The sequence below is a fragment of the Methylobacterium sp. 13MFTsu3.1M2 genome (assembly GCF_900112625.1).
Taxonomy (GTDB): Bacteria; Pseudomonadota; Alphaproteobacteria; order Rhizobiales; family Beijerinckiaceae; genus Methylobacterium.
The window spans coordinates 240,710-253,353 of sequence record NZ_FOMM01000007.1 but is presented as its reverse complement, the minus strand read 5'-3'; the positions used below and the strand labels follow the sequence as shown (position 1 = coordinate 253,353).

Below are 12,644 nucleotides of genomic sequence, written 5' to 3'. Positions count from 1 at the left end.
AGGCTGTTCTTGGTCCCGATCAGCGACACCCGGCCGCGCACGGCGTTGCCGGCCTCGTCGTGGTCCAGCACCTGCCAGACCGCGTCCCAGGTGCCGACATCCGACCACGCGAACGACACCGGCAGCACGCCGGCCCGGGCGGTCCGCTCCATCACCGCGTAGTCGATCGAGATCTTGGGCGCCTGGGCGAAGGCCGCCGCGTCGAGGCGCACGAAGTCGAGGTCGGTCACCGCCGCCTCCAGGGCCGCGCGCGCGGCCGCCAGCACCTCGGGGACGAACGCCTCCAGCTCGGCCAGCATCAGGTCGGCGCGGAACAGGAAGTAGCCCGAGTTCCACAGGGCGCCGTCGGTGATCAGCGCTTCGGCGCCGGCCCGGTCGGGTTTCTCGACGAAGCGGGCGACGCGGGCCGCGCCCGGGGCCTCGGCGATCGGCTCGCCGCGGCGGATGTAGCCGTAATCGGTGGCCGGCCGGTCGGGCTCGATGCCGAGCGTCATCGTGTAGCCGGCCTGGGCGCCGGCGGCCGCGCGCCGCACGGCGTCGACGAAGGCCGCCGTGTCGGGCACGACGTGGTCGGCGGCCATGATCAGCACCACGGCTTGCGGGTCGCTGGCGGCGGCGTGCAGCGCCGCGACCGCCACGGCGGCGGCGGAGTCGCGGCCCTGCGGCTCGAGCAGGATGTCGGCGGAGAGACCGAGCTGGTCGCGCTGCTCGGCGACGATGAAGCGGGCCTCGGCCGAGGCGATGACGGTGGGCGTGGCGAAGACGGTGGCGTCCGACACCCGCGCCAGCGTCGCCTGGAAGGTGGAGCGCTCGGCGTCGACCAGCCGGGCGAACTGCTTGGGCATGCTCTCCCGCGAGGCCGGCCACAGCCGCGTCCCCGTCCCCCCGCAGAGGATCATCGGGTGGATCTGGATCGAAGGTCGGGACATGGTGACGTCTCCCGAGAGGGCTCAGCGGGGTCGGCGCGGCCGAGCCCGCCCCGCGCGGGTGCGATGGACTCTCGGGCGCCGATTTCAGGATCTGCCCTTACCGTCGGGCCGGGACCGGAACAACCTGCGCGCATTATCCGCGCGTCGACGGGCTGGCTCCGTGCACCGGGATGGTTATCTCTGGCCTGCCATGAACGCGCCCGTCCCCACCCCGCAGGCCGACGACCCGGCGCCGTCCCCGCGCCGGATTCCCGCGGTGGAGCGCCTCGTCGGCGGCGCGCCGCCGGCGGAGCTCGAGACCTACGGGCGGACGGCCTTCACGGACGCGATCCGGGCGGTGCTGGCCGAGATCCGGGCCGGGGGCGGCCCCGTCCCGGACGCGGAGTCGATCCGGGCCGCGGCGTCGGCGCGGCTCGCTGCCGAGCGGCGCCCGTCGCTGCGGCCGGTCTTCAACCTGACCGGGACGGTGCTGCACACCAATCTCGGCCGCGCCCTGCTGCCCCGCTCGGCCGCGGAGGCCGTGGCCGCCGTGATGGTGCAGGCGAGCAACCTCGAGTTCGATCTCGAGACCGGCGCCCGGGGTGAGCGGGACGACCATGTCGAGGGCCTGATCTGCCGCCTGACCGGCGCCGAGGCCGCGGTGGTCGTCAACAACAACGCGGCCGCGGTGCTGCTGGTGCTGAACGCGCTCGCCATGCGCAAGGAGGTGGTGGTCTCTCGCGGCGAGCTCGTGGAAATCGGCGGCTCGTTCCGGGTGCCGGACGTGATGGTGCGGGCCGGCTGCCGCCTGCGCGAGGTCGGCACCACCAACCGCACCCACCTGCGCGACTACGCGGAGGCCCTCGGACCCCGCACCGGCCTCGTGATGAAGGTGCACCCGAGCAACTACGCCATCGCGGGCTTCACCGCGGCGGCCGATCCCGTGGCCCTCCACGCCCTCTGCCGGGAGCGCGGCGTGCCGCTGGCGGACGATCTCGGCAGCGGCAGCCTCGTCGACCTCGCGGCCTACGGGCTGCCCCCCGAGCCCACGATCCGCGCCGCCCTGGAGCGGGCCGACGTCGTCACCTTCAGCGGCGACAAGCTGCTCGGCGCGGTCCAGTGCGGCATCGTGGCCGGCCGGAAGGACCTGATCGCCCGCGTGCGAAAGAATCCGCTGAAGCGGGCCCTGCGCGTCGACAAGATGACCTACGCGGCCCTCGAGGCCGTGCTGCGGCTCTACCTGCACCCGGAGCGGCTGCGCGCGGACCTCCCGACCCTGCGGCTCCTCACCCGCGACCGCGACAGCATCGCCGCCCAGGCCGAGCGCCTCGCCCCCGCAGTGGCGGAGCGGCTCGCCGGCCGCGCCGCGGTCACGGTCGCCGAGTGCATCAGCCAGATCGGATCCGGCGCACTGCCGGTGGAGACGCTGCCCAGCGCCGCCCTGGTCCTGACGCCGGCCTCGGCGGACAGCCGCGGGGCGGGCGGGCGGTGCCGGCGGCTCGCCGAGGAGTTGCGCCGGCTCCCCGTGCCGGTGATCGGCCGGATCAGCGACGACGCCGTCCGCCTCGATCTCCGGACGCTCGAGGACGAGGCCGGCTTCCTCGACAGCCTGGCAGCGCTCCCGCCCGTCGCGGGCGGGGGACGAACACCGAGACGAACCCCATAGGGTTGTTAAGAGAACGGGCCGGACGACCGGAGCTTGCGCGCCGGTATCCCGTGTTATGGTATGGTGACGAACCCGCGGTCGCGGTCGAGAATGGCGGTGCGTGGACCGCGATGGGCAAACGATATGGCGTATATTGCCGATACGGCTGAGGCGCAGCCGGAGACGGATCCGCTGCTTCTCGATAATCAGCTCTGCTACGCGCTCTATGCTGCCGCGCATCGGATGACCAAGTCGTACCGGCCGCTGCTCGAGCGGCTCGGACTGACCTATCCGCAATATCTGGTCCTGCTGGTGCTCTGGGAACAGGACGGCGTCACGGTCTCGGAGATCGGCCGGCGCCTGCGCCTCGATTCCGGCACGCTGACACCGGTGCTCAAGCGCCTGGAGAGCGCGGGCTTCCTGCTCCGGACCCGGCGCCAGTCGGACGAGCGCGAGGTCGAGATCGCCCTGACGCCGGAGGGCGCCGCCCTGCGCGCCGACGCGGTCTCGGTCCGCGAGAGCGTGATGTGCCAGCTCGAACTCAGCGAGCCGGAGATCCGCGCCCTGCGCAAGGATCTGAGCCTCGTCATCGAGCGGCTCAGCGTGAACGACTGAGCGGCCCGGACACGATCGGGGTCACCGCCGCAGGCGGTTGCCGAGGACGAAGCCGTACAGCCCCATCAGGATGATGCCGACGCCGCCCTCGATGCCGACCAGCAGGTTGGTGACGCGGCCGGTGGGCTTCAGGCCGATCTCGGGCGGGTTCGCGGTCATCATGTTGAGCGCGCTGTAGCTCAGGAGATCGAGGGGATTGTAGGTCGGCCCGGCCTCCGGTCCCTCCACGATGAACAGGCCGCCCGTCAGGCCGAAGAGGCCGCCGAACAGCACGATCAGCAGCGCGAAGGCGCGGGCGATGCGCGACAGGCTCTCGCCGTAATCGCACAGCCACTCGACGAAGCGGTCGGCGGTCCAGCGATAGCCGTGCCGCAGGAATCCGGACCAGTCCCGGTCGGACCAGGCGGCGCGGGCCTGCTGCCCGGCATGGAACCGGCCCATCCGGCGGCCGCGCTTGTAGGCCCAGCTCGCCGCGTCGTGGCTGCCGATGCTCTTCCAGTTCTGCTCTAGGGCGAGGTAGCTCGCCTGGGCGGCGTCGTAGGCGCCGGCCACCTCCTCGCCGACCGCGCCGCCGAGCTGCTCGACGCTCATCCGCGTGCCGTTCAGCCACGCGCCGGCGAAGCGCGCGTGCCGCAGCCGGCAGGTGGCGAGGTTGAGCCGCACGAGGTCGGTGTCGGAGAGATCCGCCCCCGAGAGATCGGCGCCGTCGAGCTTCGCGCCGGTAAAGTGCGCGCCCCGCAGCCGCGAGCCGGCGAGGCTCGCCTTGGTCAGGCTGGCCTCGGCGAAATCCGCGTGGGTCAGGTTGGCGTCGGCGAGCTTGGCCTCGTCGAGCCGCGCCCCGCGGAAGACCGTGTCATCCGCGTCCGCCCCGGAGAAATCCGCGCCCCACAGATCGGCGCCGGCGAAGTCGGTCCCGTCGAGCAGGGCGCCGGACAGGTCGGCGAAGCGCATCGCGGCCTGGCCGAACCGGGCATCCTCCAGCATCGCCCCGGCGAACTTCACCTGCCCGGCGACGATGCCGGTGAAGTCCGCCCCCGAGAGATCGGCCTCCGACAGGTCGGCCGCCTCCAGGATCGCCCCGGTGAAACGGGTCGAGCGCCCCACCGCGCCGGACAGGCTCGCCCCGCGCAGGTTTGCGCCGGAGAGATCGGCCTCCTCCATGCGGGCGCGGGACAGGTCCGCGCCGGCGAGCGCCAGGCCGCCGGATTCACCGTCGGTGACGAGGCCGGCATCCGGCACATCCGCGAGGGCGCCCGGCCCGGCGCTCAGCTGCGACAGGTCCGCGCCCGGCTCGCGCAGGGGCGCTCCGGCGGCGATCCGGCCGACGAGCGCGCGCAGCCGCGAGTCCGGCGGAGCGTCCGGTCGCGCGTCGGAGGGAGTCGCCTGGTCCATGGCCGTTCCTTGCCGGAACGCGCGACCGGACGCCAGACGCTCCGCTCAGGGTGCGGCGGTCGCGGCCGTCACCCGCACGGTGATCGCCTTGGCGGCGGGAGTCTTGGACTGCTCGTCGTGGTGCCAGAGCGGCAGCAGGACGTTCAGCTCAGGATAGTACCCGGCGCAGTTGCCCTCCGGGATGTCGTAGGCGATCACCCGCAGCCCGCCCACGCGCCGTGTCACTTGGTCGTCCGCCTCGGTCGCCACGTCGACGCTGATCCCGTCCCTCAGCCCCAGCCGCGCGATGTCCCGGCGGTTCATGAACAGCACGTCCCGGGTGCCCTTCACCCCGCGGAAGCGGTCGTCGTAGCCGTAGACCGTGGTGTTGAATTGGTCGTTCGACCGCAGCGTGATCAGGTCGAGCACCTCCGGCCCGCGGTCAGGAAGGTCTGGATCGGCCTCAAGGCCCTCGGGGACCGCGAAATTCGCCTTGCCAGTCTCGGTCTCCCACTTGCGGTCGCGGGCGCCCAGCGGCTTCAGCAGGCCGCCCGGGTGGAACATGCGGCCGTTCAGGTCGTGGAACACGCTCGGATAGGTCGCCTCGATCGCGTCGCGCACACGGGCGTAGTCGGCGACCCAGGCATCCCAGTCGATGCGGGGATTGGGCGGCAGGGTCGCCTTGGCGATCTCCGCCACGATCCAGGGCTCGGAGCGCAGGTGCGGTCCGACCGGGTCGGCCACGCCCCGCGAGCCGTGGAACTGGGCGGTGGAGCTCTCCATCGATACGGCCTGCGGGCCGCTCGCCTGCCGGTCGATCTCGATCCGGCCGAGGCAGGGCAGGATGTAGGCGACGGCGCCGGTCACCAGGTGCGAGCGGTTGAGCTTGGTCGAGATCTGCACGGTGAGCCGCTGCCGCCGCCAGGCCGGTTCCATCCGGGCGGTGTCGGGCACGGCCCGCAGGAAGTTGCCGCCGAGCCCGATGAACGCCTTCACACGCCCGTCGAGGACGCCCTCGCAGGTCTCGACGGTGTTGAGGCCCTTCTCCCGCGGCGGCTCGAAGCCGTAGAGTTCCCGCAGCTTGTCCAGCGGCGCCAGCTCCGGCTTCTCGGTGATGCCGACGGTGCGCTGGCCCTGCACGTTCGAGTGGCCCCGCACCGGGCAGATCCCGGCTCCGGGCTTCCCGATATTGCCGCGCAGCAGCAGCAGGTTCACGAGCATCCGGACGGTCTCGGTGCCCTTGCGGTGCTGGGTCAGGCCCATCCCGTAGATGCCGATCACCGCCTTCGCGCGGGCGTAGACCCCGGCGGCGGCCTCCAGGGCAGTCCGGGTGAGGCCGGAACGCCGCTCCAGCGCGGCCCAGTCCTGACCGTCACAGAAGGCGACGAAGGTCTCGAAGCCGTGGGTGTGCTCTGCGATGAAGGCGTGGTCGAGCACCCGCGGCCGGCCGGCGGCCTCCGCGGCCCGGTCGAGGGCGATCAGCGCCTTGCACAGCCCGGTGAGCGCCGCGAGGTCGCCGCCGGCCTTCACCTGATGATACTGCGTCGAGATCTTCGTGGACGAGCGGGTGAGCATCTCGACCGGCGATTGCGGGTCGGTGAAGCGCTCCAGCCCGCGCTCGCGCAGCGGGTTGAAGGTGATGATCTGCGCGCCCCGGCGCCGCGCCTCCTGGAGCGGGTGCAGCATCCGCGGCGAGTTCGACCCGACGTTCTGTCCGAAGAAGAAGATCAGGTCGGTGGTCTCGAAATCCTCCAGCAGCACCGTGCCGACCGGCGCGCCGATCGACTGCGGCAGCGCCACCGAGGTCGGCTCGTGGCACATGTTGGAGGAGTCGGGCAGGTTGTTGTTGCCGTAGAGCCGGGCGAGCAGGGCCCACATGTAGCTCGTCTCCAGCGACGCCCGGCCGGAGGCGTAGAACACCACCGACCGCGGGTCCTGCGCGCGCAGCTCCTTCAGCTCCCGGCCGATCTCGGCCAGGGCCTCCGCCCAGGCGACGGGCCGGTAGCGGTCCGTCGCCGGGTCGTAGCGCATCGGGTGGGTCAGGCGGCCCTGCTCCTCCAGGGCGTAGTCGCTCCAGCCGAGAAGCTCCGTCACCGTGTGCGCGGCGAAGAAGTCCGGCGTCGCGCGGCGGCGCGTCTGCTCCCAGGCCGTCGCCTTGGCGCCGTTCTCGCAATACTCGAACGCCAGCGGCTTGGCGGGCTTCGCCCAGGCGCAGGAGGTGCACATGTAGCCGTCCGGCTTGTTCTGCTTGAGCAGCATCGCCGACCCGGTGACCGGTACGCCCTCGCGGGTCAGGATCTCGACGAGGGAGCGGGCCGAGCCCCAGCCGCCCGCAGGCCCGTCATAGGGCTCGATCCGGACGTCGTCGGTGTTCTGATCGGCCATGGCGCCCTCCACCCGGCGCAGCGAGCACCGGACCTGGGGAACGCGCGAGCGGGCGAATGGGATCACGGGCGCGTCACCGCGCCCGGAGAAGGGTTTCCTCGCCGCCGCAGCGGCTCTAACGTCGACATGCGGACTGTCCCGCCGGAGGAGGAAATCATGGCCAGCGTCGACGTCGAGATGGTGAAGTGCGCCTGCCAGGACTGCGTCTGCGTGATCCCGGTCGCCAAGGCCGTGTCGCGGGACGGCAAGGCCTATTGCTGCGACGACTGCGCGAACGGCCACAAGGATCACGCTGGCTGCGAGCACGCCGGCTGCGCCTGCCACGGCTAGGGCTTTTCTCGTTCGCGTCGCGACGGTCCGGAGGACGCGTCACCGGTCGAGCCAGCCGCGACGCGCCCCCTCTCCTGCACGAGCAGGGACCCGCACCTCATTCGGCGCGGGCCCGGAGAACGACCCCGGGATGACGCGCCGCGGCGGTCGCGGTCAGGAGACCGCGGCGAGCTTGTCGGCCATCGACTGGTCCTTGTCGCGGCGCGTCGAGAAGATCAGCGTGAAGAAGGTCCGCTGGACGCCGAGCTCGGCGAGCCTCGCCTCGCACCGCTCCGCCAGCGCGCAGATCTCCGACAGCTCGCCCTCGATGTTCGTCCCGTTGGGATGCATCGTGGCGGTGAGCCCGCTCGACTCGATGATCCCCTTGATCTCGCGGACGTAGGGCGAGACCGACGGGCCGACGCCCATCGGCACGATGCAGAGGTCGGCCGAAACTCTCATGGTGCCTGCCTGATCCGGGAGGGGCGGCCCCGGCCGGCTGCGCGACCGGAAGCGGGGCGAGCGCGCAGCCTATCGCCGGCCGCACCGACTTTCCAGGCCGGCGCCGGCGGTCACGCCTCGCCGGTCTCCAGCGCCGCCGCCCTCACCGAGGGCAGGCAGGGATTGGCATTGTCGCTGCGCCACGCGAGCCACAGCTCCGGCCCGGTCGTGGCTGGCAGGGCGATTGGCCGGAGCCGGATGTCGGCCATGCTGTTGCCCCGGGCGCTGCCTGGCACAAGGGCGACGCCGATGCCGGCGCCGACGAGGGCCAGCATCGCGTGGACCTGGTTCACCCGCTGCACGATCCGCGGCTGCACGCCCCCGGCCTCGAACAGCCGGTCGAGCAGGTCGATGAAGTAGCGCCCGCCCCGGGGTGACCACGTCACGAAGGCCTCGCCGTCGAGCTCCCGCAGGGTCGGGGCGCGCGCCGCCGCGAGGCGGTGCCCGCGCGGGACCGCGAGCAGGAGCCGCTCGCGCGCCAGCGGCGCGGTGGCGATCGCGGATTTCGGATCCTGCAGGACCGGGGCCGGCCGCAGGATCGCGAGATCGGTGCGGTTCTCGCCCAGCGCCAGGATCTGCTCGTCCGAGACCATCTCCTCCAGCACGAGGTCGACCTCGGGCAGCGTCCGGCGGACATGGGCCACGACCTGCGGCAGCGTCCGGTAGGCCGAGGCGGCGGTGAAGCTGAGGCGCAGCACCCCGCTCTCGCCCCGCGCGGCGCGGCGCGTGATGCGCGCGGCGTTCTCGGCCGCCGCCAGCACCCGGTAGGCCTCGGCCAGGAAGGTGCGGCCCGCCGGGGTCAGGCGCACCGCGCGCGTGGTCCGCTCCAGCAGCGTCACGCCGAGGGTCTGCTCCAGCATCTGGATCTGCCGCGACAGGGGCGACTGGGTCAGGTGCAGCCGGGCCGCGGCCCGGCCGAAATGCATCTCCTCGGCGACGGCGACGAAGCTGCGGGCATGGCCGAGATCGAACATTGATGCAGGATCTGGGATAATCCAGCCAAAATCAACGTTGGACGCATTTAACGCCGGCGCCTAACCCCGGACGCGACACCGAACGGTGCGTTCCAGGGAGAGAATCGATGGCGAGCATGACCCCGGCCGAGATGGCGCGCGTGCTGGGCTCCGGCCTGCTGTCCTTCCCGGTCACGCATTTCCGCGACGATCTCAGCTTCGACGAGACCGCCTACCGGGACAATCTCGGGCGGCTGGCCGACTACAGGGTTTCGGGCCTGTTCGCCGCCGGCGGCACCGGCGAGTTCTTCTCGCTGACGCCCGCCGAGATCGACCGCGTCCTGCGCGCCGCCGTCGAGGAGACCCGCGGCCGGACCCCGGTCATCGCCCCCGCCGGCCAGGGTACCGCCCTGGCGGTCGAGATGGCCCGGGCCGCCGAGGCCGCCGGCGCGGACGGGATCCTGCTGCTGCCGCCCTACCTCGTCGGCTCCGAGCAGGCCGGTCTCGCCGCCCATATCGAGGCGGTCTGCCGCGCGACCTCGCTCGGCGTCATCGTCTACAACCGCGCCAACGCCCAGCTCAACGAGCAGACGCTCGCCGGCCTGTGCGAGCGCTGCCCGAACCTCGTCGGCTTCAAGGACGGCGTCGGCGACGTCGAGCTGATGACCCGGGTCTACGCCGCTCTGGGCGACCGCCTGACCTATGTGGGCGGCCTGCCCACCGCCGAGACCTTCGCGCTGCCGTACCTGGAGATGGGCGTCACCACCTACTCCTCGGCAATCTTCAACTTCCTGCCCGAATGGGCGCTGTCCTTCTACGACAGCGTCCGTCGCCGGGACCGCGACGCGGTCTACCGGGAGCTGCGCGACTTCGTCCTCCCCTACATCGCGATCCGCAACCGCAAGCGCGGCTACGCGGTCTCGATCGTCAAGGCGGGCATGAGCGCCGTCGGCCGCCACGCCGGCCCGGTCCGGCCGCCGCTGACCGAGCTCGACGCGGCCGAGCGCGCCGAGCTGACGACCCTGATCGGCGACCGCCGCTGAGCCCCCGCCTCGACACCCAAGATAGACCCGCCGAGCCAACGGCGGCCACGACCCGCCTCCCGGATCAACCGGGCGGCGACGAGCCTGGGAGAACGTCCATGAGTGCCAGTTCGACCGGCGCGCCGAGCACCCTGCTCGCCGCCGCCGACGCGGGTCGCCGCACCCGCGTCCGCCTGCTGATCGTCGCGATGCTGTTCGCCGCGACCACCATCAACTACGCCGACCGCGCGACCATCTCGATCGCCGGCCCCGACATGGCCAAGGAACTCGGCCTCTCGCCGGTTCAGATGGGCTACGTCTTCTCGGCCTTCGCGTGGTCCTACGTCCTCGCCCAGATCCCGGGCGGCTGGCTCCTCGACCGCTACAGCGTCAAGTGGGTCTACGCCGCCGCCGTCGCCCTCTGGTCGGCCTTCACGCTGGTCCAGGGCGCCGTCGGCTTCTTCACCGGCCTGACCGCCGTGGTGCTGCTCTTCGCCCTGCGGCTCGCCGTCGGCCTCACCGAGGCGCCGGTCTTCCCCGCCAACGCCCGGATCGTCGCCGCGTGGTTCCCGACCCGCGAGCGCGGCATGGCCTCGGCGTTCTTCAACTCGGCGCAGTACTTCGCCACGGTGCTGTTCACGCCGCTGATGGCGTGGATCGTCCACAACTTCGGCTGGCACCACGTCTTCACCAGCATGGGCCTGCTCGGCATCGCCTTCGCGGTCCTCTGGCTGCGCGTGGTCGACAGCCCGAAGAACCACCCGTCGATGAACCAGGCGGAGCGGGACTACATCGAGGCCGGCGGCGCCCTGCTCGACATGGACGGCCAGAGCCGGAGCAAGCAGGGCGATGCCGGCCGGACGCTGCGCCAGCTGCTCGCCAACCGGATGCTGCTCGGCATCTATATCGGCCAGTACTGCATCACCGTGCTGACCTACTTCTTCCTGACGTGGTTCCCGGTCTACCTCGTCAAGGAGCGCGGCCTGTCGATCCTGCAGGCCGGTTTCGCGGCGGTGCTGCCGGCGCTCTGCGGCTTCATCGGCGGCATCCTCGGGGGCGTGATCTCCGACCTGCTCCTGCGCCGCGGCTTCTCGCTGACGGCGGCCCGCAAGATCCCGATCGTCGGCGGCATGCTGCTGTCGATGAGCATCATCGGCTGCAACTACGTCCAGGCGGACGTCCTGGTGGTCGGCCTGATGGCGCTCGCCTTCTTCGGCAAGGGCATCGGCGCGCTCGGCTGGGCGGTCGTCGCCGATACCTCCCCGCGGGAGAGCGGCGGCCTCTCGGGCGGCCTGTTCAACACCTTCGGCAACACCGCCGGCATCACCACGCCGATCGCGATCGGCTACATCGTCCAGAGCACGGGCTCGTTCAACGGCGCCCTGGTCTTCGTCGGGCTGAACGCCCTCGTCGCCTGCTTCTGCTACCTCGTGGTGGTCGGCGAGATCCGCCGCGTCGAACTCAAGGCCCACTGACCCGCACGCCGGACCGGCCCCGGCCGGTCCGGCCCCGCATCGATCCCGCCTCGCGCCCGGCGCAGACCGGCCGGGGGCCCCCGAGGAGGACGCCATGCTGAACGAGAGCCGCCACGCCGCCCGCCACACGCCGACCGTGACCGCCATGACGGTGGTGCCGGTGGCCGGCCACGACAGCATGCTGCTCAACCTCTCGGGCGCGCACGGCCCGTACTTCACCCGCAACCTCGTGATCCTGACCGACTCCACCGGCGCCACTGGCCTCGGCGAGGTCCCCGGCGGCGAGGGCATCCGCAAGACCCTGGAGGATGCCCGGGACCTCGTCGTCGGGCAGCCGCTCGGCGCCTGGAACGCGGTGCTCAACGCCATGCGCACGCGCTTCGCCGACCGCGACGTCGGCGGGCGCGGCCTGCAGACCTTCGACCTGCGCATCACCATCCACGCGGTCACGGCCGTCGAATCCGCCTTCCTCGACCTGCTCGGCCAGTACCTCGACGTCCCGGTGGCCGCGCTCCTGGGCGAGGGCCAGCAGCGCGACGCCGTCGAGATGCTGGGCTACCTGTTCTACGTCGGCGACCGCACCCGCACCGATCTCGGCTACCGCGCCCCGATCGCCCGCGACGGCTGGTTCCGCCTGCGCGACGAGGAGGCGCTGACCCCCGAGGCCGTGGCCCGGCTCGCCGAGGCCGCCTACGACCAGTACGGCTTCAACGACTTCAAGCTGAAGGGCGGCGTCCTGCGCGGCGAGGAGGAGATCGCCGCCGTCACCGCGATCCACGAGCGCTTCCCCAAGGCCCGCGTGACGCTCGACCCGAACGGCGCGTGGTCCCTCGCGGAGGCGATCCGCCTCTGCAAGGGCCAGGGCCACGTCCTCGCCTACGCTGAGGACCCCTGCGGCGCCGAGGGCGGCTTCTCGGGCCGCGAGATCATGGCCGAGTTCCGCCGCGCCACCGGCCTGCCCACCGCCACCAACATGATCGCCACCGACTGGCGCCAGATGAACCACGCGATCCAGCTCGGCGCCGTCGATATCCCGCTGGCCGACCCGCATTTCTGGACGCTCGCCGGCTCGGTCCGGGTGGCCCAGCTGTGCCGCGACCACGGCCTGACCTGGGGCTCGCACTCGAACAACCATTTCGACGTGTCGCTCGCGATGTTCACCCACGTGGCCGCGGCGGCGCCCGGCAACGTCACGGCGATCGACACCCACTGGATCTGGCAGGACGGCGAGCGCCTGACCAGGGAGCCGCTGGCGATCCGCGGCGGCCTCGTGCGGGTGCCGGAGCGGCCGGGCCTCGGCATCGAGCTCGACATGTCGGCGGTGGAGGAGGCCCACGCCCTCTACCGCGACCACGGCCTCGGCGCCCGCGACGACGCGGCCGCCATGCAGTTCCTGATCCCCGGCTGGACCTTCGACAACAAGAAGCCCTGCCTGGTCCGCTGAGGCCCGGCCCGGGCCC

The 12,644-nt window shown here is 72.1% G+C and carries 11 protein-coding genes; 6 read left to right on the top strand and 5 right to left on the bottom strand.

Features of this window, described 5'->3' with window-relative positions; genetic code table 11:
* Positions 1 to 929, bottom strand: a 929-nt coding sequence (locus tag BM314_RS08305) for a mannose-1-phosphate guanylyltransferase (protein WP_244539886.1), incomplete at its 3' end; no start/stop codon positions are given.
* A gap of 190 nt (positions 930 to 1,119) precedes the next feature.
* On the opposite strand from BM314_RS08305, the gene selA reads away from it, so the two are divergent.
* Both selA and BM314_RS08295 read left to right on the top strand, forming a co-directional pair.
* Complete coding sequence (selA, locus tag BM314_RS08300; RefSeq protein WP_091977814.1) at positions 1,120 to 2,574, top strand: L-seryl-tRNA(Sec) selenium transferase; 1,455 nt, start codon at positions 1,120 to 1,122, stop codon at positions 2,572 to 2,574.
* Between the two features lie 123 nt (positions 2,575 to 2,697).
* The gene (locus BM314_RS08295; RefSeq protein ID WP_020090750.1) at positions 2,698 to 3,168 is read left to right on the top strand and encodes a MarR family winged helix-turn-helix transcriptional regulator; all 471 of its coding nucleotides are present in this window, start codon (positions 2,698 to 2,700) and stop codon (positions 3,166 to 3,168) included.
* Between the two features lie 21 nt (positions 3,169 to 3,189).
* On the opposite strand, the gene BM314_RS08290 is transcribed toward BM314_RS08295, so the two are convergent.
* Both BM314_RS08290 and BM314_RS08285 read right to left on the bottom strand, forming a co-directional pair.
* Positions 3,190 to 4,560, bottom strand: coding sequence for a pentapeptide repeat-containing protein (locus BM314_RS08290; protein ID WP_091977813.1), 1,371 nt, complete (start codon positions 4,558 to 4,560; stop codon positions 3,190 to 3,192).
* A 45-nt stretch (positions 4,561 to 4,605) separates the two neighbouring features.
* Positions 4,606 to 6,924 carry an FdhF/YdeP family oxidoreductase gene (locus BM314_RS08285; RefSeq protein WP_091977812.1) on the bottom strand — a complete coding sequence of 773 codons (2,319 nt, stop codon included), beginning with the start codon at positions 6,922 to 6,924 and terminating at the stop codon, positions 4,606 to 4,608.
* 156 nt (positions 6,925 to 7,080) lie between these two features.
* Between BM314_RS08285 and BM314_RS08280 the strand changes: the two genes are divergently transcribed.
* Positions 7,081 to 7,254: a metallothionein gene (locus tag BM314_RS08280; RefSeq protein WP_020090747.1), complete on the top strand. Its 174-nt coding sequence runs from the start codon at positions 7,081 to 7,083 to the stop codon at positions 7,252 to 7,254.
* 153 nt (positions 7,255 to 7,407) lie between these two features.
* On the opposite strand, the gene BM314_RS08275 is transcribed toward BM314_RS08280, so the two are convergent.
* Positions 7,408 to 7,695 carry an MTH1187 family thiamine-binding protein gene (locus tag BM314_RS08275; RefSeq protein ID WP_012322049.1) on the bottom strand — a complete coding sequence of 96 codons (288 nt, stop codon included), beginning with the start codon at positions 7,693 to 7,695 and terminating at the stop codon, positions 7,408 to 7,410.
* A 110-nt stretch (positions 7,696 to 7,805) separates the two neighbouring features.
* Positions 7,806 to 8,708, bottom strand: a complete 903-nt coding sequence (locus BM314_RS08270; protein ID WP_091977811.1) for a LysR family transcriptional regulator — start codon at positions 8,706 to 8,708, stop codon at positions 7,806 to 7,808.
* A 107-nt stretch (positions 8,709 to 8,815) separates the two neighbouring features.
* On the opposite strand from BM314_RS08270, the gene kdgD reads away from it, so the two are divergent.
* The 3 genes from kdgD to gudD all read left to right on the top strand — a co-directional run bounded on the left by kdgD (position 8,816) and on the right by gudD (position 12,628).
* Positions 8,816 to 9,730 carry a 5-dehydro-4-deoxyglucarate dehydratase gene (gene kdgD / locus BM314_RS08265; protein ID WP_091977810.1) on the top strand — a complete coding sequence of 305 codons (915 nt, stop codon included), beginning with the start codon at positions 8,816 to 8,818 and terminating at the stop codon, positions 9,728 to 9,730.
* A 98-nt stretch (positions 9,731 to 9,828) separates the two neighbouring features.
* Positions 9,829 to 11,184, top strand: coding sequence for an MFS transporter (locus BM314_RS08260; protein ID WP_091977809.1), 1,356 nt, complete (start codon positions 9,829 to 9,831; stop codon positions 11,182 to 11,184).
* Between the two features lie 94 nt (positions 11,185 to 11,278).
* On the top strand, positions 11,279 to 12,628 hold the full coding sequence (gene gudD / locus BM314_RS08255) for a glucarate dehydratase (RefSeq protein ID WP_091977808.1): 1,350 nt from the start codon (positions 11,279 to 11,281) through the stop codon (positions 12,626 to 12,628).
* Positions 12,629 to 12,644: the final 16 nt, after the last annotated feature.